This is a genomic window from Brevibacillus sp. NRS-1366, assembly GCF_050467985.1.
Genome location: NZ_JBITPN010000052.1, coordinates 26,252 through 49,086 on the forward strand (window position 1 = coordinate 26,252; position 22,835 = coordinate 49,086).

The 22,835-nt window shown below is 45.4% G+C and carries 20 protein-coding genes; 17 read left to right on the top strand and 3 right to left on the bottom strand.

Features of this window, described 5'->3' with window-relative positions; all coding sequences use genetic code 11:
* The 5 genes from ACIFQN_RS30330 (at position 1) to ACIFQN_RS30350 (ending at position 6,089) form a co-directional block, all read left to right on the top strand.
* Positions 1-819: an ABC transporter permease gene (locus tag ACIFQN_RS30330; protein WP_429836779.1), complete on the top strand. Its 819-nt coding sequence runs from the start codon at positions 1-3 to the stop codon at positions 817-819.
* A gap of 12 nt (positions 820-831) precedes the next feature.
* Complete coding sequence (locus ACIFQN_RS30335) at positions 832-1,815, top strand: ABC transporter ATP-binding protein (RefSeq protein WP_429836780.1); 984 nt, start codon at positions 832-834, stop codon at positions 1,813-1,815.
* Positions 1,812-2,792, top strand: coding sequence for an ABC transporter ATP-binding protein (locus ACIFQN_RS30340; RefSeq protein WP_429836781.1), 981 nt, complete (start codon positions 1,812-1,814; stop codon positions 2,790-2,792). Before ACIFQN_RS30335 ends, ACIFQN_RS30340 begins: the two co-directional genes overlap by 4 nt.
* The gene (locus ACIFQN_RS30345; RefSeq protein ID WP_429836782.1) at positions 2,789-3,601 is read left to right on the top strand and encodes a metallophosphoesterase; all 813 of its coding nucleotides are present in this window, start codon (positions 2,789-2,791) and stop codon (positions 3,599-3,601) included. The genes ACIFQN_RS30340 and ACIFQN_RS30345 overlap by 4 nt, the downstream gene beginning before the upstream one ends.
* Positions 3,602-4,481: 880 nt before the next feature.
* The gene (locus ACIFQN_RS30350) at positions 4,482-6,089 is read left to right on the top strand and encodes a GMC family oxidoreductase (RefSeq protein ID WP_429836783.1); all 1,608 of its coding nucleotides are present in this window, start codon (positions 4,482-4,484) and stop codon (positions 6,087-6,089) included.
* Positions 6,090-6,413: 324 nt separating this feature from the next.
* Here ACIFQN_RS30350 and ACIFQN_RS30355 read toward each other — a convergent pair whose 3' ends face one another.
* Together ACIFQN_RS30355 and ACIFQN_RS30360 are read right to left on the bottom strand one after the other, a co-directional pair.
* On the bottom strand, positions 6,414-6,833 hold the full coding sequence (locus ACIFQN_RS30355; RefSeq protein ID WP_429836784.1) for a DUF1259 domain-containing protein: 420 nt from the start codon (positions 6,831-6,833) through the stop codon (positions 6,414-6,416).
* Between the two features lie 52 nt (positions 6,834-6,885).
* Positions 6,886-7,305 carry a DUF1259 domain-containing protein gene (locus ACIFQN_RS30360; protein ID WP_429836785.1) on the bottom strand — a complete coding sequence of 140 codons (420 nt, stop codon included), beginning with the start codon at positions 7,303-7,305 and terminating at the stop codon, positions 6,886-6,888.
* Between the two features lie 696 nt (positions 7,306-8,001).
* Here ACIFQN_RS30360 and ACIFQN_RS30365 point away from each other — a divergent pair.
* On the top strand, positions 8,002-8,487 hold the full coding sequence (locus tag ACIFQN_RS30365) for a hypothetical protein (RefSeq protein ID WP_429836786.1): 486 nt from the start codon (positions 8,002-8,004) through the stop codon (positions 8,485-8,487).
* Positions 8,488-8,560: 73 nt separating this feature from the next.
* Here ACIFQN_RS30365 and ACIFQN_RS30370 read toward each other — a convergent pair whose 3' ends face one another.
* Positions 8,561-8,941: a YmaF family protein gene (locus tag ACIFQN_RS30370; protein ID WP_429836787.1), complete on the bottom strand. Its 381-nt coding sequence runs from the start codon at positions 8,939-8,941 to the stop codon at positions 8,561-8,563.
* Positions 8,942-9,604: 663 nt separating this feature from the next.
* Here ACIFQN_RS30370 and ACIFQN_RS30375 point away from each other — a divergent pair.
* The 11 genes from ACIFQN_RS30375 to ACIFQN_RS30425 all read left to right on the top strand — a co-directional run bounded on the left by ACIFQN_RS30375 (position 9,605) and on the right by ACIFQN_RS30425 (position 22,615).
* Positions 9,605-10,126 carry a hypothetical protein gene (locus ACIFQN_RS30375; protein ID WP_429836788.1) on the top strand — a complete coding sequence of 174 codons (522 nt, stop codon included), beginning with the start codon at positions 9,605-9,607 and terminating at the stop codon, positions 10,124-10,126.
* Between the two features lie 467 nt (positions 10,127-10,593).
* On the top strand, positions 10,594-10,893 hold the full coding sequence (locus ACIFQN_RS30380) for a serine hydrolase domain-containing protein (protein WP_429836832.1): 300 nt from the start codon (positions 10,594-10,596) through the stop codon (positions 10,891-10,893).
* Between the two features lie 315 nt (positions 10,894-11,208).
* Positions 11,209-12,837 carry an ABC transporter substrate-binding protein gene (locus ACIFQN_RS30385; RefSeq protein ID WP_429836789.1) on the top strand — a complete coding sequence of 543 codons (1,629 nt, stop codon included), beginning with the start codon at positions 11,209-11,211 and terminating at the stop codon, positions 12,835-12,837.
* Between the two features lie 551 nt (positions 12,838-13,388).
* Entirely contained in the window at positions 13,389-14,393 is a 1,005-nt protein-coding gene (locus ACIFQN_RS30390) for a MerR family transcriptional regulator (protein WP_429836833.1), read from the top strand.
* A 329-nt stretch (positions 14,394-14,722) separates the two neighbouring features.
* Positions 14,723-16,156 (top strand): serine hydrolase domain-containing protein, encoded by a 1,434-nt coding sequence (locus ACIFQN_RS30395; protein ID WP_429836790.1) that lies wholly within the window; start codon positions 14,723-14,725, stop codon positions 16,154-16,156.
* A 604-nt stretch (positions 16,157-16,760) separates the two neighbouring features.
* On the top strand, positions 16,761-17,870 hold the full coding sequence (locus ACIFQN_RS30400; protein WP_429836791.1) for an aminopeptidase: 1,110 nt from the start codon (positions 16,761-16,763) through the stop codon (positions 17,868-17,870).
* A 168-nt stretch (positions 17,871-18,038) separates the two neighbouring features.
* Positions 18,039-18,497 (top strand): MerR family transcriptional regulator, encoded by a 459-nt coding sequence (locus tag ACIFQN_RS30405; RefSeq protein WP_429836792.1) that lies wholly within the window; start codon positions 18,039-18,041, stop codon positions 18,495-18,497.
* Between the two features lie 302 nt (positions 18,498-18,799).
* Positions 18,800-19,738: a nickel ABC transporter permease gene (gene nikB / locus ACIFQN_RS30410; protein WP_429836793.1), complete on the top strand. Its 939-nt coding sequence runs from the start codon at positions 18,800-18,802 to the stop codon at positions 19,736-19,738.
* 1 nt (position 19,739) lies between these two features.
* The gene (locus tag ACIFQN_RS30415) at positions 19,740-20,627 is read left to right on the top strand and encodes an ABC transporter permease (protein ID WP_429836794.1); all 888 of its coding nucleotides are present in this window, start codon (positions 19,740-19,742) and stop codon (positions 20,625-20,627) included.
* A gap of 45 nt (positions 20,628-20,672) precedes the next feature.
* Positions 20,673-21,662, top strand: coding sequence for an ABC transporter ATP-binding protein (locus ACIFQN_RS30420; protein WP_429836795.1), 990 nt, complete (start codon positions 20,673-20,675; stop codon positions 21,660-21,662).
* Complete coding sequence (locus tag ACIFQN_RS30425) at positions 21,659-22,615, top strand: ABC transporter ATP-binding protein (RefSeq protein ID WP_429836796.1); 957 nt, start codon at positions 21,659-21,661, stop codon at positions 22,613-22,615. Before ACIFQN_RS30420 ends, ACIFQN_RS30425 begins: the two co-directional genes overlap by 4 nt.
* Positions 22,616-22,835: the final 220 nt, after the last annotated feature.

Here is a 22,835-nt window from a genome sequence, read left to right on the forward strand (position 1 = left end):
ATGAGATGGAATCAGCTAGTCCGCAACAAGCTGTTTATCATCGGAGGTTGCTTGATTGCTTTGCTCCTGGGACTGATGGTGACAAGCCTGTTCTATACTCCGTATGGTCCCAACGACATGAATACAACAATGCGCCTGGCACCGCCGCAAGCTTCCCATTGGTTTGGAACGGATAATTTCGGACGTGACATTTTCAGCAGGATTATGGAGGGAACGCAGACTTCATTTGTGATTGGAATCGCATCTGTGGCGATCGGCTTGGTCGCAGGCCTTTTGATTGGTGCGATAGCAGGCTATTGGGGAGGATGGCTGGACGAGATTCTGATGCGTATCATCGATGCGATGCTGGCGTTTCCAGGCATTTTGCTGGCGATCATGCTCGTCTCTGTGTTCGGTCCGGGATTTAGCAATACCATCGTAGCGCTCGGAATTATGAGCATACCAGCGTTTGCCAGAATTGCCCGCAGCGGATTCATTCAATACAAGGAGTTTGCTTTTGTTAAAGCAGCGATAGCCAGAGGTGCGGGCTCGCTGCGCATCATTTCTCTTCATATTCTTCCCAATATTACATCTCCGCTCATTGTCGCCTCGACGATGCGGTTTTCCGGGTCTATCTTGGCTGAAGCTGGATTAAGTTATCTCGGTCTAGGCGTGCAACCGCCCGATCCAAGCTGGGGCCGCATGCTGAAAGAAGCACAACCGTTTATTATAGGCGCACCTTGGTACGTTTTTATCACGGGAGCGGTCATAACAGCGATGGTACTCGGATTCAATCTGCTCGGAGACGGGATGAGAGACGGTTACGACTTGAAGCGTTAGGAGGGACGAATCATGGCAAACACGCTGCTAGCGATCCGGGAGCTGGATGTGGCGTTTACAATCGGTAAGAAGCAATATCCGGCTTTGCGGCAACTCAGCTTCCAGGTAGACGAAAAGGAAAGAGTGGGAATCGTCGGAGAGTCCGGCTGTGGAAAAAGTCTTACTTCCTTGTCCGTCATGGGTCTTTTGCCAGAGTCGGCGACAATTACGCGTGGCGAGATCAATGTGGCGGGTAAAAAGTTGTCGACTAGAATGGGAGTAGAATGGAATTCCACAAGAGGCAGGCAGGTCGCAATGATTTTCCAGGATCCGATGTCAGCGCTCAATCCGCTCATGCCTGTCGGAAAACAAATCGCCGAAATGGCTCTGACCCATCTTCCCGTCTCCAAAAAGGAAGCGAAGGAGCTTGCTCTGGACATGATGGCAAAAGTCGGGCTGTCCCGGATCATTCAGCTTTACGGGGAGTATCCGCATCGGCTCTCCGGCGGAATGATGCAACGAATGATGATCGCAATGGCTTTGATTTGCAAGCCCAAGCTGCTGATCGCAGATGAGCCAACAACGGCTCTCGATGTCACGATTCAGGCACAAATCCTGGACTTGCTCCGTGAGATGAATTGCTCTACAGGTACCGCGATGCTGTTCATTTCCCATGATTTGGGCGTCATCCGAGAGGTATGTGAGCGGGTGATAGTGATGTATGCGGGATATATGGTTGAGGACGCTCCTGTTCAGGAAATTTTGGAGCATCCGAAGCATCCGTATACAGCTGCTTTGTTGCAGGCGCTTCCAAGTGTAGAGAAGCGGGGTCAATTGCTTTACACCATTCCCGGGCGGGTTCCTCCGCTAACCGAGCGAGGGGAGGGGTGTCCATTCGCTGGTCGCTGCCCGAGAGCCTTTACCATATGCCATACGAAAACTCCCGAGCTTGAAACCGGTGCGAATGGTCATCGGGTGCGTTGTCATCTCTATGCGGAAGGGAAGATATTCGCATGAGCAAAGCACTGATCCAGGTTGAGGCTCTGACAAAACATTTCCCTCTGCCCAAAATGAAGCTACTTGAGAAACGGCAAGTCGTAAAAGCCGTAAATGAAATCTCGTTCGAAATCGCAGAGGGAGAAATTTTTGGTCTCGTCGGGGAGAGCGGCTGTGGTAAGTCCACGACTGGCCAAATGCTCGTCCAGCTGGTGAAGGAATCACATGGCAGTATTTACTACCGCGACAGGCAAATCAACCGATTATCTGCAAACGAAATGAAGGTGCTCAGGAGGGAGCTTCAAATCGTCTTCCAGGACCCGTCCTCTTCCTTAAATCCGAAGAAAACGATTGGTTGGTTGTTAGAAGAGCCACTGGTCATACACGGTATCACAAACAAGACGAAAAGAAGGGAGATCGTGATTGAGACACTGGAGCAGGTTGGTCTTGGTACAGATTACCTGAAGCGGTATCCCCATGAATTAAGCGGTGGGCAGAAGCAACGCGTAGGCATTGCAGCGGCACTTGTCCTGAAACCCAAATTCATTGTCATTGACGAAGCAGTGTCGGCCCTTGACGTATCCGTACAGTCGCAAATTTTGAATTTGCTTCTGGAGCTGCGTAACAAACTGGGATTGACCTATTTGTTCATCTCCCACGATCTCAATGTGGTGCAATATATTAGCGATCGGGTAGGGGTCATGTATCTGGGAAAGCTGGTTGAAATATTCGATGTCGACCAAACGCCACAAGGGCCGCTGCATCCTTATACGAAGGCGCTTTTCTCTGCAATTCCTGATGTGATGGGCACGAGGGAGAGGATACTGCTGAAAGGCGACGTACCCAATCCGCTTTCCCTGCCTAACGGATGCCCTTTTCATCCAAGATGTCCGCTGGCAATGGATAAATGTAGCAAGGAGCCACCAACATTGCGGACGTTAGCGCCAAGACACGCAGTCAGTTGTCATTTATTCGAGGAGGGGGATTTTCTATCGTGAAACTAGGAATCATATCGGACCTGCATGTGGATCTCAACGAGCTTCCCGGTGAACCCCTTGTGGAAGAGGCGCTTCTGGAACTAGCTGTCCAGCAAAAACTAGATGGCTTGATCATTGCCGGGGATATCTCCAACGATGTCCATCGAAGCTTGCAAGTTCTTAAAATGCTTCAAGAGCAAGCTGGCATTCCCATCCTGTTCGTCCCCGGTAATCACGATTATTGGAGCAAGGATAATGGAATCACGGACACGTGGGAAATCTATCGCAAGTTTCAATCGTACGCAGGATGTTTAAGCGAAAAGCCTTACACCCTCGACAACGGATGGGTCGTCGTCGGCAATTCGGGATGGTACGATTATACGATGGGAGAGCCGGGATATACATTTGAGCAGTTTGCGCAAATGCATGCGATGGACAGAACGTGGCAGGATAGCATCTACGTGCGGTGGGGAATGAGCAATGGAGATATTCACCGGTATTTTTACGAGTGCATGGAACAAGAATTGGCGCAATTTCAAAACAGGCAAATCATCATGGTGACCCATATGCTGGCTCATCCGTATTTTAAGGTGCCGATGCCGCATCCTCAGTGGTCGTATTTCAACGCCTTTTTGGGAAGTGTAGACTATGCAGATCTCTACAAGAAATACGGCGTGCGCTATGGAATAATGGGTCATGTTCATTACCGCAAAAGACATGTGGAACAGGGGACGGAAATGATCTGCGCCTGCCTTGGTTATCGCAAGGAATGGCGCAATAAGTCCGTAACGGTTGAGCTTCGCGAATGTCTGCAAATTGTCCATCTTTAATCCGTTATACAGCGCTTCTATCATTGCTCATGCATAGGCAATCAGGATCAGAAAAACTCATAACCGATACATGTCGGTTGTGAGTTTTTGCTTGTCAAGAATGACGAGGGAGAGATACGTTGGCACCGGAAGAAAGAAAAAGACAGGAGCGGTTGAAGCATGATTATCGGTACAGGAGTAGACATGGGAGAATTCGAACGGTTTGCCGCATTAGAAAAAAATGTAGCTGATGATTATCAGGAACCTATAGCTTACAGATTCCTGATAATGTAGATCATTGGAACCCAGACCCTGAGTTATTTGCACGCTTGCTCTTTTTATAAGTTTACATAATATATATTCACGAATGAAAAAACGAGAGTCATAGAGTCGGTCCAATAATTATTGGTGCGTCCGGGGGTGTTATGGGTTGCGTCCGGGGGTGTTATGGGTTGCGTCCCTGGTAGTTATGTTAAACATTCTAAGTTAGTTATAAACAACTTTTACTAGTTTGCTTTTTGAGGAATTTTGTTATTAATAAGTCGTAGAAGACACTTTGTAATAATTGCTTTACCAAAAGCATCAGCATTATCCCGCAGCATATTATGGAGTAGGTGACTGTATCTATCGGCATCCGTTTGTCTCCATACTTTGTAATATTCAAACCGGGAGCAAGTATGGAAAATTTGAGTTAAACAAATTTGCAATAGCTTTAGCTAAAAACGCTTTCCAAGACCAGGTTTTAAAATTGAAGCTAATACTTTGCCTTCAGATCATGTAGATTGGTCGGAACATTCACCATCGAGACTAATGAATAATACCCTACATTAACCCAATTTCTTTAAATCAAGTGTGTCTCTGAGTTAATGGGATCCAAACTGTTAATGTAGGGGAGTGTCGAATGAGTGAACATAAGCAGAAGGATGGGAAATTAATTTTTGATTACATCGTTGTAGGCACCGGTCCTGCAGGTTCTGTTATTGCAAAGAAACTAACGGACGATAAAAAAACATCAGTTCTAGTATTGGAAGCAGGAGAAAATAATGATAGGGACACGCCAATTAGCAACTCAACGTTTGCATTAGAGCTTGAGGAGCTTTTTCTGCCTCAATATTTTTGGCCAGGAGAAGGAGTACCGCAGGAAAAAGTAAATGAACGAAGTTTTGAATGGACGACAGGTCGATTATTGGGTGGAGGCTCTTCAATTAACACACAGCAGTATGTAAGACCTACGTCAGCAGTTTTTCGGGAATGGGAAAAGCTGCTGGGACCTATTTGGTCACCGAAGAATGCAATCAAAGGTTTTCAAAAAATGGAAAAATACAATGGTAAGACAAACAATACAAATGTACATGGTTATAAGGGAAGGATCGACATTCGGCAAGCACCGGAAAATCCAACACCAATGTCCAAAAAGTTAGTGTCAGCCATCGAGAAAGCAACAGGATTTCGAAAAATTCTTGATTACAATGACCCGAAAACTCCCCTAGGGCCCTTTACGCGTTGGCAATTATTTCAGCAACCCAACGGACGGCGAGAAAGTGCTTCCACCGCCTTTCTATCATCGGATATCATGACTCCTGCCGGTCAAGGAGTCAATGGTCGAAAGCTGCGTGTTTTCTTTAAATCAACAGCTCTTCGGGTTTTATTTAGGAATAAGCGAGCAATTGGCGTAGAATTTTTCAAAGAGGGAAATTGCGTGCGAGCCTACACTCGGAAAAAAGTAATTATTTCAGCAGGCATCAATAGTTCTCAGCTCTTATTGCTTTCTGGAATCGGTCCCGCCAAAATGCTTCAGGACGCAGGAATCCCTGTTGTTTTCGCCAACTCCAACGTAGGCAAACGTCTTAGAAACCACACGCTTAACTTTGCTGAGTTTAGCGCCAATCCGAAAGATAATCCATTACCTGATAATGATCCAAATGCGCTTTTTACAGGTGGGGCCTTTTTGCCAGATCCCACTCCAGGCTCAAACAAAACTCGTCGTGCAGTTCAACTAATCGGAATCGGCTCAAAAGGGAAACTGGTTATAGCTATACTTTTCCTAAAACCAAAAAGCCGCGGTTCAATAAAAATACAAAGCAATGATCCGTTGAAAGTTGTGCTAGCTGATGAAGGGTATCTCAATAATCCCGCAGATCTTGAAGCAGTTAAAAACTGTTATAAGATATATATCAAGAAGATAGCTGCACATTTAGCCGCGATCGATCGATCATACCGGCTTGTTTCACCAACACTAGACATCATCAATAATAATCGCAAGCTTGAAGAGTTTATCAAAAATAATTTCGACCATAATCATCATGAACAAGGTGCGCTTCGCATGGCGCCTCTTAGCAAGGAGGGAGTGGTGGATAGCCGTGGTCAAGTCCATGGAGTAAAAGACCTAATTGTTGCTGATGATTCGATTATTCCATTCACAGTGGATGGCAACACGTCTGCACCAGCCTACCTTATTGGAAATACTATTGCACAACAGCTATTGAAACAAAACTCGCGAAATAATTAGAGGAGGTAAAACTAGTAAATAAGAATTTCACTAAATTTTTGAATATAGATTACCATTTGCCGCCAGTAAGGCGGCTTTTTATATTTAGGGCAAAAGTGAATCCGTAATTATACGGAGATTCAGGGGATGCTGGTCGTGGATTGCCGTTGTATGAAATCTCGAGTTTTGGTTTGAAACCGCAGCGGCAGTCTAGAACGATATTTCTACGTCTTCTTCTGCCGCTGTTTCTGTTATAGGTTCAGTCTAGAACAAATTTTCCAAGGCATCGAGTTATTCATAAAAAATCAAAACGAGAAGGATCAACAACTCCATTAATGCTAATGATTAACCCAAGAAAGCAATAGAACGCTTCACTTTCCTAGCGAATGCAATGGGATTATCGATCGACTCCCAGTGAATATACATAAGACGCGGGTTGTCAAAGAGCCAGTGATTATGGACTGCTGTTACTTTTATCCCATTTTTGCGAAGATTTGTCAGCAAACGGTTTACTTGGTTTTGGAAGAGAGCCGTTTCCCCTAAACATAGTGCACGTCCTGAACTGTTTAGTGATTCGAATGAGAACAGTTGATAACGGACCAATGGGGATGTGGTTCTTCTGCCTAATATGGACGCATTGAATATTCTATTTCTGGAGACGAAACAAACCGGACCTTTTGTAATTTCATGCTCTGTTCCACCTAAAATGGTTGAAAATCGGTTACACAGTCTTCTAAACCGGGGACTTGCCTGCACTTTGCCCATATCCGTCATCCTTTCGATTATGATGAAAATAAAACTTCATGGCTCCACCAAGTTAACCTAGGAATCTAATGGACTCTTTGGTCTTCCTGGCGAATACGATGGGATTCTCTATGGCTTCCCAATGCATATACATTAAGCGCGGGTTTTCTTTTAGCCAGTGGTTGTGAAGTGCCGTCACTTTTATTCCACGTTTGCGGAGATTCGACATCAAACGGTTCACCTGATTTTGGTGAACGGCAGTTTCGCCCAAACAAAGTGCACGACCCGACTTGTCAAGGGATTCAAACGAAAACATTTGAGCGCGAACTAAAGGGGAAAGCGTTCGTCTTCCCAGGATTGTTTCTCGAAGATTCGCTAGCCTCATGACAAAACAAACCGGCCCACTGTCAACTTCCGATTCGCCCCCTAATATTCTCCCAAATTGGGTACAGAGCCTTTTGAACCGCGGGCTAACCTTCACTTTATTCGCCATAGTAATCCTCCTTTAGTCAATATCGAAATATCTTATGATGAACAGTAAAAAGGGAAATGGGTAAAAACCTGCTTTTATGGATTTTGTACATAAAAAGGACCCAGATTTCATTCTAGGTCCTGGTTAAGTGTTCTGTGAAAATAATGGAGTGTGAGATTCCTTATGAAGTCGATTCAGTTTCGCCTAGAATGGTGGCAATTTACGTGCTGGATCTTCCCCACAAAGTGTATAACAGAGTTCTCACCATTTTTAATAGAAATGGATTACGTACAAATCTATGTCAAAAAGCAATAGGAGTAAAAAATAGATATGAGCGGGTGAAAGACATAACTTGGGGGGATTCCCTTACCACACTTTTGAAGTTTTTCTCGTAGAAGAGTTTATAGGATAAATATCATGACGATGCAGTATCATATGCTCTTATCTCTAATCCCACTCTTTTAGAATAGGACAATTCCAGCTAATCATATCCATACATCGAAGTTGACTTCAGAAAGAGGGGGGTTCTTATCGTGACACACTCCCAACCTCCTGACTCTTCTTCCAGCTCCGATCGAAAACTTCGATCAGAAGACATTCATTTGCCACCGGAATTTCGAATTGAAGTGTTTACATCCGGTTTAACGACACCCATCAATATGACTTTAAATGAAAGTTGGGGGGACCATCATAACAATCGCGTGGTGTTTGGCCCTGATGGATATATATTTTGGACAAGGAACCGCGACAAATTCAGGGGTGGTCGGTCAGGATAACAGCTGGGTGAAAAATGATCCGCAATTTCATGATTTTCCGGGAGCACCCATCACGCTAAGGGGGCATAATTTTCAAACGCAAAATCTTTTCTTAACGGTCTACACAGATCAAGCTTTTCCCAGTGAAAATCCTTTAAATAAAATCAATCCGAAAGAACAGGTTGTTACCGGAGCTTTTCATCCGTTTGGAACTTCCGGTTCTTCTGGGGAAATGTTCAAAGGAAGGTTAATGGCAAACGGGGTGATTTATCGGGCAAACCCGGACGGTAGAATGGACAAATATGGCCCAGAACGACCGATAGCTGTTCGTTTTTCTCCTGATGGAGAAAGTCTCTATGTATTGGACTTTGGAAAACTGGGAGCAGCAGCCACTACGGCGATCCCTTACTCCGGCACCGGGGCGCTGTGGCGAATCAGCAGGGCTTAGAACGTATTTTAACCTGACTTGCAAACAAACGGCTTTGATGAATTCTCATCGAAGCCGTTTGTTTTAAAGGAAACTATTCTTCATCTCCTGTTTTTCCTCGATACATATGGGAGTGTGGATGCCTTCCGTCCACGGTTGTGTATCCCTCGAAATAATGATAATGACCGCCACTTGGTAATGGGATGGCAGGACCTGTTGTTCCTTTGATTCTGTGCGTATGACCATCGCTTAAGTCTGTCACTGTATAATACTTATGAACGTGAGGAACCCCTGTCGGAGCTGGCTCCGTCATTCCCGCATAATAGTGCGAGTGACCATCATCACACGAAGTACATCCAGAGAAAGCGTGAGTGTGGACAGGTCTACCATCCCAGGTCGAAATATACAATGTGTGGGAGTGTTGAGAACCCAATCCACTTGATTCGATTACAAATCCTGTCACAGGTATTCGCATTGATGTTCCTCTTTTCTAAGTGAATTTATATGAGTTAAGGGAGAAAGGGGGGCTAGCAACCAGGCATTGGACTTTTTAGGCAAGAGGTATTGTCCAATAATTATATTGATTCTTTATTTACTGTCTTAAAACGTTTATTGCATTACGCACCTTAAAGGCAAATTGGATGGGGTCATCATCATGCGAATTGTAACAGCAGACTGAGAAGGCCTTCCAAGAATAGTGACATTTATGTTTCGAACTGTCATTGCCGTACACACACCATTAATCACTTGCGGGGTGTACCTAAAATCGCACAAAATTGTTGGCACAAAGGGTCAACTCATGATCATTCATTCCCCTTTTCAGTTTAATCTGATTGAAAAACAAGGCAAAACTTATGATACGGATGATTAGACTCCTGCTGATATCACATGATGATGTATGCCTATGTATTTACACAGCTGCTTGAAATAGGCTCAAGCCTAAACACCAAAGGTGGGTAAGCCCATTTTGAAAAGAGGGGATAAAGGATAACTTGCTTTTCTACAACGAACGCCGAATTCATGGGAGCTTGTATGACCTGTCACCTGTAGAATTTAGACAGGCTGTAGAACAGCAACGAGTGATTGAAACAGCGAGAATAAGGGAGCCTGACTCAATAATTTAGGGGTTAAACCGTACATGGCAAAAGCGTTTGATAATCGTGCAGGCTGTTTAGTCGCTGTTGAAACGTTAAAAGCATTACAGGATGTAAGTCATCCAAATGTGGTATACAGCGGAGCGACTGTGCAGGAGGAAGTAGGTATTCGCGGAGCGCAAACGAGCGCGACAATGATACAGTCTGATGTATATATCGCTTTAGACGTGACTTGTGCAATGGATACGCCCGGCATTGAAGCAAATGACGATGATCCTAAAGTGGGCTTAGGGCCGGTGATAATCATTTACGATAGCGGCTTGATCACTAATACGAAATTAAGAGATCTGTTCATCGATACGGCGGAAGAAGAGGGGATTCCGTATCAAACGGAAGTGTGTATCTATGACGGTGGCACGGATGCAGAAAGTGCTCATGTAACAGGATACGGAGTCCCTTCTATTAATATTGGCTTTCACCATGATGACTTGGAGAATACCGTAAAATTATTGACTGCTGTCCTTAAAAAGCTGGATCAAAAAACAGTCGATTGGATCAAATCATAAATTTTATTGCAAGTGCAAAATGTGGGTGCCCTATAAGTCGATTTTTCGACTTAGAGACGCCCCTTTTTTGGAAGTAGTCAATATGGCTAGGTTTGGCAGAATGTAGTAGAATGACTCCCTCATTACGAAGCTCAGAAGCTCGCTCGAGGGAGCCATCTGAGCCAACTACAATGAGAGTTTTTTTCTTATAAAAAAGGGCATCTTTCCAAATAGTTTCCCTTGACTCTCCGATCACTTGAGAGTTTATATTTGACGGAAGAAATGAAACTCTGTTCAAAGAGTTCACACACAAAATAGCGAGGGATGATAAACATGCAAAGCTAAGAATGGACGCAATTTTTTGAAAATTATGTGCAAAAAGCTATGAAAGAAAATCAAATACCTGGTGTTGCTTTCGGATAAGCCAAAGACGGTGAGCTTTTCTATGGAAAGGGCTTCGGCTACCGCGACGTGGAAAAGCAGTAACAATTGATACTGTATTCGCCATTGGATCACTCACGAAATCTTTTACATGTGTTGCGATTATGCAGCTGCAAGAGGCAGGCAAGCTCTCCGTGCATGACCCTGTCAAAAAGTATTTGCCTAATTTTCGTTTGACAAATGGAAGCACAGAGCAGATCACCATTCATCACTTTATGACTCACACGAGCGGCATACCAGTCTTGCCTTCCACTTCTGCCATACTGTTCCACACTGCGACAGACGAGGAATATAAGAACGAACCGCTGCTCCTTCAGATGGGAAGATTTGTAAAACACTTTCATTGACTCTCCGAGATTCGCAATATGATCAGCGGTACAGTACCACATAAATCAATTTGAATGCGCTTTTAGAGGCTTGTAGAGCGATCCCGTACTTCATTAGCCGAACATATAACCTACCATAACTTGGAGGAGGTGAGATATGATTTGACGATCGACTGATATGAAGGAGATCACTTAGTCACGCCGCAAATTAAACAGAGTGATCTTGAAAGCCTGGTGAAGGTCAGGCAGTCAACGTTACTGTTACCGACCAAGACGATGTCGGAGAAGGAATGGTCAGAAATAGTAAAGAGATAAAAGAAGGGGGAGTTTCACTTTATGTTAAAGATCAAGCGGGGATTTCGCGGTATTACCTTCGTATTACTGGCAGCACTACTCATGTCTTTGGTCATTGGCTGTAGTCAAGCGTCGCCAGCTCCTAAACCAAATCAACCACAAAGTGAGGCAAAACCTAAAACGGGTGGAACGATTACGATGGCTTTCCCCATGGAACCAGATACACTTGATGCTCATACATCGACTGGGGCAGATACGATCGCTACTCTTCCGATGGGAGGATCGCTGCTTACGAAAGATCCTGCCACACATGAGTATAAACCGAATCTGGCAGAGGAATACAAGGTTTCAGAGGATGGCAAAACGTTGACATTTAAAATTCGCTCAGGCGTTACGATGCACGATGGAACTCCAGTAACGGCCAAGACGTTTAAAGAAACGTTTGATCGCATTTTAGATCCAAAAACGGCTGCCAAGACATCACGTATATTTTTAGCGGCGGTAAAAAGTGTAAAAGCACCTGATGATCAGACGCTCATTCTGGAATTGGAACGACCTGTTGCACCGTTACTTGGCAATATAAGCACGACAGTTCTACAACCGCTTTCTATGAAGGCGATTGAAAAATACGGGGAGCAATACGGAAGAAATCCTGTAGGAATGGGACCGTGGAAATTTGAAAGCTGGCAAGCAGGTCAATCGATCACTCTTGTTCCCAACAAAGATTATAAAGGGCATGATCAGAGATTTGAATATCAGGGGCCTCCGAGACCAGACAAACTTGTCATAAAATTCATACAAGACCCTCAAACCATGTTATCAGCTCTGAATAGCGGTACGATCGATGTGGCTTGGAACGTACCAGCGAAAGACATTAAAAAGTATAGAAATAATGAGAAATATGAAGTGCTAGATGTACTGCGGACAGGGTTGGGACTGATGGTTGGAATGAATCTGAAAAACGATCTGTTCCAAGACATTCAAGTCCGCAAAGCGATCAACATGTTGGTTAACAAAGAGGCAATTGTACAGTCCGTGCTACTGGGGGAAGGGGTAATAGCCAACGGTCCATTGTCTCCCTACATGCTGGGATATGACAAAGGTGTAGAAGAGTATGGGTATAAATACAATCTGGACGAAGCGAAAAAGCTCCTTGATGCTGCCGGATGGAAGATAAACGGGGAAGGTGTCAGGGAAAAGAACGGGAATACGATTAGCTTGAACTTGTTAAGCACAGTGCAATATAACAAAGATGCCCAGTTAATTCAATCCATGCTGGGTGAGGCGGGTATCAAAGTAAGCATTCAGAATTTAGAGCCTGTAGCGCAGATGGAAGCCGCTTTGAAAGGAAATTTTGATTTAGTTATGACGAGTTATGTTTACACCGATCCGGATATTCTCTCCGGTTTTTTCCATTCCAGTCTAGGTGGCTATAACTTTGCTGGAATCAATGATCCGAAGTTAGACGATTTGATCATCAAAGGACAATCTACCTATGATACAGAAGCCAGAAAACAGATCTACGCAGAAGCTCAAAAATACATGGTTGAACAGGCCTATATTGTTCCAGTGTATGTGGCTAAGCAGTTTACGGTAGTAAATAAGCGAGTGAAAGGTGTTAAGCTTGTGGAGGAAACGCCGATGTTTAACGATGCATGGGTGGATCAGTAGGGAAGTAGAAAAGTTAGGAAAGAGCGGGCTTTGCTGCCTGCTGAATCTGTAAGTTGGGCTCAGCGGTGGCAAAGTCTAAAAAAGATGAGGGGAGAAATAGACATGACTAATTCCAGATGCTTCAATCGGCTTGGCCAAGGAAGGTTAGCTCATCTATTCACCTACCTATTCAAATGAGGCATTCGGGCTGTTAGGTGCTGTCATCGAGCGATCGAGCGGCAAACCATACTAGCAGTATCTGAAGGATCACATTCTGGTTTCGGCAGGAATGGTATACGGCGTTTACTAGCCGGACATACGGACATTACCACAAATTATACGAACAAAACTAAGGTTGGAGCAATTGAAGTGTACGCGGCCCCCATCTAGTGGAATGCGCCAGCGATGCAGGCGGTAGGCTTCCTGAAATCCACAGCCCGTGATATGCTTCGATATACAGAGATTTTCCGCACTGGTGGCCTGGTTGGAAAAAGCGCATCCTGTCCGTTGCCAGTGTGGAGCAAATGACGAAGCCGCATACTCAGATCGTGGGGGTGTTGTAGTTGCATTCAATGAGAAAGGTTAGCAAGCAACAACATGTAGACAATCCAACAGAGAAAGGCACAAAATATTCGATCGGCGAAGTGGCAAAAATGACCGGTACAACTGTACCAACAGTTCGCTATTATGACGAAATTGGACTGCTCAAGCCGGCAGAGGTTAACACTAGCAGGTATCGTTTTTACACGATGGAGGAAATATGGCGGCTGAAAATGATCCTTACCCTTCGTAATCTGGGCTTTGGCCTTGATGAGGTTCGAATATTAATATCAGGGGAAACATCGGTTGCCACTGTAATCGATTTGCAAATGGAAGCATTGGATATACAGATTCGAACACTTACAAGCGTAAAATTGATTTTAGAACAGACCCTGCAAAGTGACTATGGAGAAGATTCCATACACTATTTGCACGAGCTGGTACAGTCAATTGCCGTCAGTACAGAGGAACGGAAGAGGTTTATTAATGAAAAAATAATAGCCTCTGTGATTCCTGATAATGTTCCGGTTGTGTGGAAAGAACACTTCATAAGAACTTTAAATGATGTCTTCACGAAAAAAGGAAAATTATCGGCACAACAAACTGCCGCTTTACTTGAAATAGAGGAGTTGCTGAACGATCCGCAGTTTGTTGCGGAAATAAGGCATGGTATAGAGATTGCCATGAGCTTCATAAAACAGAATCGAATCGATCCTGCAACGTGGAGCGCAAAAATGGAAGAACTTTTAATGCGACTGCTCGATGCCGTGGAGCAAAATGAATCTCCGGACAGTCCTGTCATGCAAGCGATCGTGAATGAACATGCATCATTGTTTGCAAATACGGAACAACTTCCTGTTACCCCGGAGTTTTTTCGTCAATTTGCCGTGAGCTGGCTAAAACCAGAAATCAGCCGAATTGATCGATACGCGATGTTATGTTCTATCTTGCATCCACCTGTGAAGATGGAATTAAAAGCGCGATTATTACTACTTAAAGGAATGCAATGGAAGCTGGACCATCTGGAGGGAGAATAAAATCTACTAGTCAAGGGACTGTGGCATCCGCATTAAATTGAAAGCGATTTCAAATTCTAGAATCTCAACTCGATGGGTGCCGCTTGCGATGAATTATTCGTTCGCATTTTGGTGAGCGACAATGCAATTGAACCAAGCTGGAAAGGCATTGAGCTCTTCCAGCCTTTTTCTGTTGCCGCTAACCAAAATGCCAGTTTTTCCCTTATAAAAACCTTCATTTTTCCAAATAGTTTTCATTGACTCTCCGGTAACTTGAGAGTTTATATTTGACGGAAGAAATGAAACTCTGTTCAAAGAGTTCACACACAAAATAGCGGGGGATGATAAACATGCAAAGCGAAGAATGGACGCAATTTTTTGAAGATTATGTGCAAAAAGTCATGAAAGAAAATCAAATACCTGGTGTTGCTATCGGATTAGCCAAAGACGGTGAGCTTTTCTATGGAAAGGGCTTCGGCTACCGCGACGTGGAAAAGCAGTTGGAGGTTACAATTGATACCGTATTCGCCATCGGATCGATTACAAAATCGTTTACATGTGTTGCGATTATGCAGCTGCAAGAGGCAGGCAAGCTCTCCGTGCATGACCCCGTCAAAAAGTATTTGCCTAATTTTCGTTTGAAAAATGGAAGCACAGAGCAGATCACCATTCATCACTTTATGACTCACACGAGCGGCATACCAGCCTTACCTTCCTCGCCCGCCTTACTGGTTCACACTGCGACGGACGAGGAATTTAAGAGCGAGCCACAGCTCCTTCAGATGAACAGGGACGAGATCAATCCTGTTGAGTCGTATGAGGATTATCTCGATTATATTGCTCATTTGGATTTCGAGTTATTGGGACCGCCTGGTACTCGGTGGTTATATAACAATGATTGTTACGGATTATTAGGAGCGGTTATCGAACGGGCCAGTGGACAATTGTATGAGGATTACGTGAAAGAGCACATCCTGCAGCCAGCTGGAATGTATAACAGCTCCTTTTTCCTGGACGAATTGAGCCGGAATGATAATATTACGAATCTTTATGTAACGCGGGAACAAAACGGAAAACAAATCGTGATCCCTTCTCCAAACTGGTGGGACACCACCGTGCAAAGAGCGGCAGGCTTCTTAAAATCAACTGTTCGAGACATGTTGAAGTACACGGAAATTTTCCGCAAAGGTGGACAGGTAGGTAGCAAGCGCATCCTGACAAGTGAAAGTGTAGTACTGATGACGAATTCTTATTTCGAGTGTAACCCGATAGCGGGGGAAAACTATGGGTACGGTTTACTAGTCATTCCCGATTACCACGGAACGGGCTTGATTGGACACGCCGGTGGGATAAAAGGCGGGGATTCGCAAATGCACATTTTTGCTAAAAAAGGACTGACTGGAATTGTCATGTCCAATCTATTTGTTAAAAAATCCACTGCTATCATGAATGCTGCCTTTAATTGTCTGGAGAACCGTTCACCCGAAGCTACTCATATCATTTTCAAGGACTATCCGGTACCGTCAGAGAATTTACCGCAATTTATTGGGGAGTTTCAAGATGCGTCTATGGCTCTTTCTATTACCGTCCGTTTAGATGAGGGACTACTGCATTTGTATATGAATAATCAGCCTACAGTGTTGAAACCGATTGATGAAGATCTCTTTTTAATAGTTGGATCGACGAATGCCGTACGATTTACCAGAGATGAGAACAATGAAATTTGCAAAATTGATTTAGCTGGGTTCCAATTTTCCAAGGTTCAAGAGGCAGCGAAATCTTGAGTAGCCGAAGTACCTTCCCGGGTTGTGATTGACTCTCCGATCACTTGAGAGTTTAACATGGAGACAGAAGTGCTGGATCTGCTTTTTTAGCGGGGGGTAAAAACTGTAAAAGCACCTGATGATCAGACGCTCATAATTGAATTGGAACGACCTGTTGCAACGATACTTGGCAATGTAAGCTCGACAGTTCTACAACCGCTTTCTATGAAGGCGATTGAAAAATACGGGGAGCAATACGGAAGAAACCCTGTAGGAATGGTCACGACGGTTCCCTGCCTGATTTTACAGGAGAATTCAAGTCAGGAGAAGGAGTACACCTGGTACTTAAAATGGAAGATGGAAAATTATCGCTGATCATGGTGAAAAACATTTCCTTTGCGTGCCGGTGGCAAAGACAGAATTATCTTTAAGCTGAAGGAGGATTTGGAGATGGCGATTCAGTTTATCTGTGACTCAAATGGAAATGGCAACATGTATCGTATACAGACCGACAATTATTCAAGGTTCAAGAGGCTGCAAAAGCCTTAACATTCTTTCAGCCTATACAGTATCAAAGTGTGTAGAGCAAGGCAAGGACTATACGAAAAAGGAGTTGTTGTATCATATGGTTGATCCACGGCTTACAAAATTAACAGATGTACTAGTAAACTATTCCACAAATGTGCAAAAAGGCGAGAATGTATTGATCGAAGCAATGGGAATAGATACTCCGCTGGTCAAGGAACTGGTGAAAGCAGTTCAACAAGCAGGGGGACATCCTTATGTGAACCTGCGGGATCACTCTGTACTCCGCCAGCTTTTACTGGAAGGAACCGAAGATCAGCTTAGGACCTGGGCTGAAATTGATCAGTTCCAGATGGAAAAGATGCAAGCACATATTATAGTTGTCGGCGGTCAGAATTTGAGCGAACTGTCAGATGTACCAAGTGACAAAATGGGGCTGTATGCTTCTCTTTACCGTCAAGTCGTAGCTTCAACAACTCTCACTAAAAAATGGGTAGTCCTGCGTTACCCGAGTTCTTCTATGGCGCAACTTGCCAACATGAGTACGGAGGCGTTTGAAGACTTTTACTTCGATGTCTGCACGATGGATTACGCGAAGATGTCCATGGCTATGGCTCCTTTAAAGGAATTAATGGACAAAACAGACCGCGTGAAGATTACGGGGCCTGGTACAGAGCTTATGTTCTCGATTAAAGGGATCGGAGCGGTTGCGTGTGACGGGATATACAATATCCCAGATGGAGAAGTGTTCAGCGCGCCGGTTCGCGATTCGGTGAATGGTGTCATCACATTTAACACGCCATCCCCTTATCAGGGATTTACCTACGAAAATGTTCGATTGGAGTTTACTGACGGGAAGATTGTGAAAGCGACAGCTAATGATACGGAACGCATCAATAAAATTTTCGATACGGATGAAGGCGCGCGTTACGTTGGAGAGTTTGCGATTGGTTTCCATCCATTCATTCGGGAACCGATGAAAGATATTTTGTTCGACGAGAAAATAGACGGCAGTTTTCACATTACACCTGGCCGATGCTATGACGTAGCCAATAATGGGAATAAATCCTCTATTCATTGGGACATGGTGATGATTCAACGTCCGGAATGCGGCGGAGGTGAAATCTGGTTCGATGATCGACTGATTCGCAAGGATGGGCTTTTCATCATACCGGAACTGGAACAACTTAATCCGGTAAACCTGAAATAATTGAAATTCTAAACCCTTCTCGTAATGTATTTGAGAAAAATGCCGTGAAGGGTTTCTTATACAAAAAATGGGCATTCTGTATGCTTTCAAGATAAAATAATTTTCTTAAAGTTCCGTTGACTTTCGCGTAACTTGATTGTCCATCTTTGTAATTGGTAGGTGATTACGTTGCATTCAAAAAGCAGAAGTGATACCAAGCGACAGGTTGTATCTGAGCAGGCAACGCAAGGCAAGAAGTACAAGATTGGCGAAGTGGCAAAAATCACCGGATCAACTGTAAAAACCGTTCGCTACTACGACGAAATCGGGCTTCTCAAACCGGCAGAGGTTACGGATAGTCGATATCGTCTCTACACAATGGAGGAAATATGGCGGCTGGAGCTGATTTTTACCTTTCGCTATCTGGGGTTTGGCATAGATGAGATCAATAAGATGATATCTGGTGAAAAATCAGTTGCAAACGTAATCAATTGGCAAATTGAAGCTTTGGATGCACAAATTCGTACCCTAACAAGAATAAAATCGATCTTGCTGCAGACTCGGCAAAGTAACTATAAAGAAGATTCGTTACGTTTGTTGTACAAGCTGGTAGCGTCACCTGAAACCTGCGGAACGGAAGAAGCTTAGTTCGTTTACATGAAAGTAGAGAGACCAGTTGCGTCATTGTTTAAAAATGTAAGGTTGTCGTCTGGTCGCGGAAAAAGAAAAAAATAGGATGCGATTTGGTTAACACGTCGCGTTACTCATTAGGAGCAGGACAAATGTTCAACCATATTGGACACGATTACATAAGTAGGTTTTTCGAATGAGTTACCGTGATTATCGGAATGTTCGAGTGTGAGGTTCAGGGTAAGGCTCATGTCAAAATGATTGAGCACGTGCTACAAAAACTAAAAAACAGATGGTAGAGAAATGTGGGTGAATGCCTCATGAAGCAATATATTTTCAAACGAATCGTGTCTGGCATCATTGTTCTTTTTGGGCTCTCCGTTTTTACCTTCATGCTCATTCATTTCATTCCTGGTGATCCCGTGCGGATCATGCTTGGGCAGCGGGCAACGGTGGAACAAATTGAAACGCTGCGGGAAGAGCTGGGACTAAACAAGCCGCTCGTGGTCCAGTATTTAAACTATGCGTCCGGTGTGGTCAAAGGGGATTTGGGTACCTCGCTCAAAACAGGCAGACCGGTGAGCACAGAAATTGCCGAGCGTTTCCCGGCTACGGCCAAAATGGCAGTGGCAAGCTTGGGCGTCGCTGTTATTGTCGGGATTGGGCTGGGAGTTGTCGCCGCGAGGTTTAAAGATACGTTTATCGATGGTCTTATCATGACGTTTTCAACCTTTGGTATGGCTCTGCCTGGCTTTTGGCTCGGTCTGCTGGTGATTCTCGTGTTTTCTGTGCACCTGGGCTGGTTTCCGATTGCAGGAGGCACCGGCTTCATGGATATCGTGCTGCCTGCGGTCACGCTAGGCACTTTGATGGCAACTGCACTCTGCCGCTTGACCCGTGCGGGGATGGTCGAGGTCTTGTCCAATGACTACATCCGAACAGCTCGCGCAAAAGGAATGGGGGACCGGATCGTACTGCTGCGCCACGCCTTTCGGAATGTGATGATTCCGATCATTGCTGTCATTGGACTGGAATTTGCGGGACTTTTGGGAGGGGCAGTCATTGTCGAGCAAGTATTTAACTGGCCAGGTATAGGGACCCTGGCGATTCAGGCCATTAGCTCACGAGATTTTCCCATAATTCAGGGAACAACGTTGTTTATCGGTGCGATTTACGTCCTGGTCGTGATTTTGATTGACGTTCTGTACGCGATTCTCGATCCACGCATCGACCACATGGCAAAAAGGGAGGGAGCATAGCATGAGCGAGCTTAACAAAACGATTCCTGTCCCTCCGGCGTGGCGCAGGGAAAGATCGCTGCCCCGTTTTGAACTGCTGGGCAAGATCATGCAAAAAAAGAAGGCGAAATACAGCTTCTTCATGATGCTGGCGATCATTGTAATCGGTATCATCGGTCCTTGGATTGCCCCGCATGATCCAACCAAAGCGTATTACGAAGCTTTTATGCAAGGTCCATCAAAGGAATTTTGGCTCGGTACAGATGCCATTGGCCGTGACATTTTATCACGCTTGCTGTATGGAACCAGGGTGACGTTGACAGTAGCGGTAATGGCGTCAGCGATGACGTTTGTCGCCGGAACGCTTATTGGTGTGACAAGCGCTTACCTGGGAGGAATTTTTGATAATGTGATGATGAGGATCATGGATGTTTTGCTGGCGCTTCCAGGGATTGTACTGGCATTGGCGATCGTAGCAGCACTTGGACCCAGTCAGGAAAATGCGATGATCGCGATCGGGATCTCGTCTATACCCGGTTTTTCTATTCTGGTCCGCGGAGCAGCTCTAACCGTCAAAGGGTCAGGGTATGTAGAAGCGAGCCGGTCCATCGGAAGCTCCAACTGGTGGATTATTATGAACCAATTGATTCCGAATATTTCAAACATACTCATCGTTTATACGACGATGTTCATCGGTAGTGCGATTTTAGGAACGTCTGCACTCGGGTTTATCGGACTGGGAGCACAGCCGCCTACGCCGGAATGGGGAACGATGCTGAGTGAAGGGAAGGATTACTTGCGGGAAGCATGGTGGCTGGCGACGTTTCCGGGAATGGCCATTACGATCGTCGTTTTTACCGTGTACATGCTAGGTGATGCCCTGCGCGATATCTTTGATCCGAAAGCGTAGGCTATGGCATTAGAGACTGCCATCCGTTGGCAAGGAGGAGACAACATGACAAACGTGCTGGAAGTGTCCGGCTTGACTACCACTTTTGCAAAAAATGAAAGAGCATTAAAGGTAGTGGATGATCTCTCTCTGTATGTAAGGAGAGGGGAAGCCTTGGGGATTGTAGGGGAGTCAGGCTGCGGCAAAAGCGTTGCCTCCCTTTCGATCATGCGCCTTCTGGCGAAGAACGGAAAAATCGCCGGAAGCATTCAGTTAAACGGCAAGGAAATACTGACGTTGGCCGAAAAAGAGATGCAGCAAATTCGAGGAAAAGAGATGGCGATGATCTTTCAGGAGCCGATGACCTCTCTTAATCCTGTTTTGACGATCGGCAAGCAAATGAATGAAGGACTCGAAAAACATGAAGGCATTAAGCGCGGCGAGGCAAAACAAAAAGTGATCGAGCTCTTGACCCAGGTGGGAATCTCGCGGGCTAATGAAATCTACGACGAATACCCACATCGCTTATCTGGAGGGATGAGGCAGCGCGTTATGATTGCTATGGCGATCGCTTGCAGCCCGAAGCTGCTCATAGCAGATGAGCCGACGACGGCTCTCGACGTGACGATTCAGGCGCAAATTCTCGATTTGATTCAGAGGGTCCGCGTAGAGATGGGCATGTCGCTGATCATGATCACGCACGATTTGGGAGTGGTTGCGGAGACATGTGACCGGGTCATGGTGATGTATGCCGGACAAGTCATCGAAGCGGCAGATGTCCGCTCTCTGCTACGTGACCCGAAGCATCCGTACACCATCGGCTTGATCAATTCGACTCCGCATAAGGCAAAGGGACAAAAGCGCCTCTACAGCATTGCTGGAAGTGTGCCGATTCCAGACGAATATCCCAAAGGCTGCCGCTTTGCTCCGCGATGTGACAAGGTGATGCCTGTCTGCCTTGAACAGAATCCTCAGTTGATGACTGTGGACGCCAAGACTCAATGCCGATGCTGGCTGTATCAGGAAAACCGTGATAGATCGGCGGTGAATGCATGACGACGCCACTGTTGGTAGTGAAAAATTTGCAGAAGCAGTTTCTCCTGGGCAAGAGATGGTTCCAGCACCCCTCCTACGTCCATGCAGTAAACGGCGTGAATCTGACCGTAAACGAAGGAGAGACATTGGGGATAGTCGGGGAGTCCGGATGCGGCAAATCAACGCTGGGACGATGTATTCTGCGCTTAATCGAGCCGTCAGAAGGAGAAATCGTTTTTCAAGGCAGTGACATCCGCAAATACGGCAAATCGGATATGCACATCGTCCGGCGGAACATGCAGATGGTCTTTCAAAATCCTTTTGACACGCTGAATCCGAAGCTGACGATTCAGCACATTTTAACCGAACCGCTGATTGCCCATCACATCCACAAGGAGCAAAGACAGTCGCTGATCGAAGAGACAATTGAAATTGTCGGTTTGAGCAAAAGACATCTTGCGCGTTACGCGCATGAGTTTTCAGGCGGGCAAAGACAAAGGATCGGGATTGCTCGGGCCTTGATGCTCAGACCAAAGCTGATTATTGCCGACGAGCCGGTGTCCGCTCTGGATGTGTCGATCCAATCCCAGATTCTCAATCTGCTGCAGGATTTGCAGGAGCAGTTTTCGCTCACCTATCTCTTTATTTCTCATGATTTAAGTGTCGTTGAGCACATTGCCGACAGAGTAGCTGTGATGTACCTGGGGGAAGTCATTGAGCTGGCCAGAAAAGAAGAACTGTTCCAGCGGCCGCTGCATCCGTACGCGCAATCGCTACTCCCTTCCGTCCCCGTCTCGGATCCGGATGAAAAAAAGGAACGGATTATTTTAACGGGAGATTTGCCCTCGCCATCCAATCCTCCCACAGGCTGCAAGTTTCACCCACGCTGCTGGGCATGCATGGACATATGTAAAAAGGAAGCGCCTGCCTTGAAAGAAGTTGAGGGCAGAATGGTCGCGTGCCATCTCTACTAGTTGCTGGGGCAGGAGGCGTACTTGAATTCAAGAGATTTGCGAGGGCGTATCCGGTATGCTTCACTCGTTTGCTTACTGCTGCTCGCTGGCGGCGAACAAGCGCGTGCACGGAGTGAAGCTCGACCCGTTGTATGACATCATGCTGGGAGACAGCTGGGTAAATCCGTAAGCTAAAAAACCGAAAATGGAGGGGAGGCGATGGAAAAAAGTTCCCGCAGTG

Bases quoted from the DNA above. Each gene is read 5' to 3' on its own strand.
- ACIFQN_RS30330 (WP_429836779.1), top strand. From the start codon at position 1: ATGAGATGGAATCAGCTAGTCCGCAACAAGCTGTTTATCATCGGAGGT.
- ACIFQN_RS30335 (WP_429836780.1), top strand. From the start codon at position 832: ATGGCAAACACGCTGCTAGCGATCCGGGAGCTGGATGTGGCGTTTACA.
- ACIFQN_RS30340 (WP_429836781.1), top strand. From the start codon at position 1,812: ATGAGCAAAGCACTGATCCAGGTTGAGGCTCTGACAAAACATTTCCCT.
- ACIFQN_RS30350 (WP_429836783.1), top strand. From the start codon at position 4,482: ATGAGTGAACATAAGCAGAAGGATGGGAAATTAATTTTTGATTACATC.
- ACIFQN_RS30355 (WP_429836784.1), bottom strand. From the start codon at position 6,833: ATGGGCAAAGTGCAGGCAAGTCCCCGGTTTAGAAGACTGTGTAACCGA.
- ACIFQN_RS30360 (WP_429836785.1), bottom strand. From the start codon at position 7,305: ATGGCGAATAAAGTGAAGGTTAGCCCGCGGTTCAAAAGGCTCTGTACC.
- ACIFQN_RS30365 (WP_429836786.1), top strand. From the start codon at position 8,002: ATGGATATATATTTTGGACAAGGAACCGCGACAAATTCAGGGGTGGTC.
- ACIFQN_RS30370 (WP_429836787.1), bottom strand. From the start codon at position 8,941: ATGCGAATACCTGTGACAGGATTTGTAATCGAATCAAGTGGATTGGGT.
- ACIFQN_RS30375 (WP_429836788.1), top strand. From the start codon at position 9,605: ATGGCAAAAGCGTTTGATAATCGTGCAGGCTGTTTAGTCGCTGTTGAA.
- ACIFQN_RS30385 (WP_429836789.1), top strand. From the start codon at position 11,209: ATGTTAAAGATCAAGCGGGGATTTCGCGGTATTACCTTCGTATTACTG.
- ACIFQN_RS30390 (WP_429836833.1), top strand. From the start codon at position 13,389: ATGAGAAAGGTTAGCAAGCAACAACATGTAGACAATCCAACAGAGAAA.
- ACIFQN_RS30395 (WP_429836790.1), top strand. From the start codon at position 14,723: ATGCAAAGCGAAGAATGGACGCAATTTTTTGAAGATTATGTGCAAAAA.
- ACIFQN_RS30400 (WP_429836791.1), top strand. From the start codon at position 16,761: ATGGTTGATCCACGGCTTACAAAATTAACAGATGTACTAGTAAACTAT.
- nikB (WP_429836793.1), top strand. From the start codon at position 18,800: ATGAAGCAATATATTTTCAAACGAATCGTGTCTGGCATCATTGTTCTT.
- ACIFQN_RS30415 (WP_429836794.1), top strand. From the start codon at position 19,740: ATGAGCGAGCTTAACAAAACGATTCCTGTCCCTCCGGCGTGGCGCAGG.
- ACIFQN_RS30420 (WP_429836795.1), top strand. From the start codon at position 20,673: ATGACAAACGTGCTGGAAGTGTCCGGCTTGACTACCACTTTTGCAAAA.
- ACIFQN_RS30425 (WP_429836796.1), top strand. From the start codon at position 21,659: ATGACGACGCCACTGTTGGTAGTGAAAAATTTGCAGAAGCAGTTTCTC.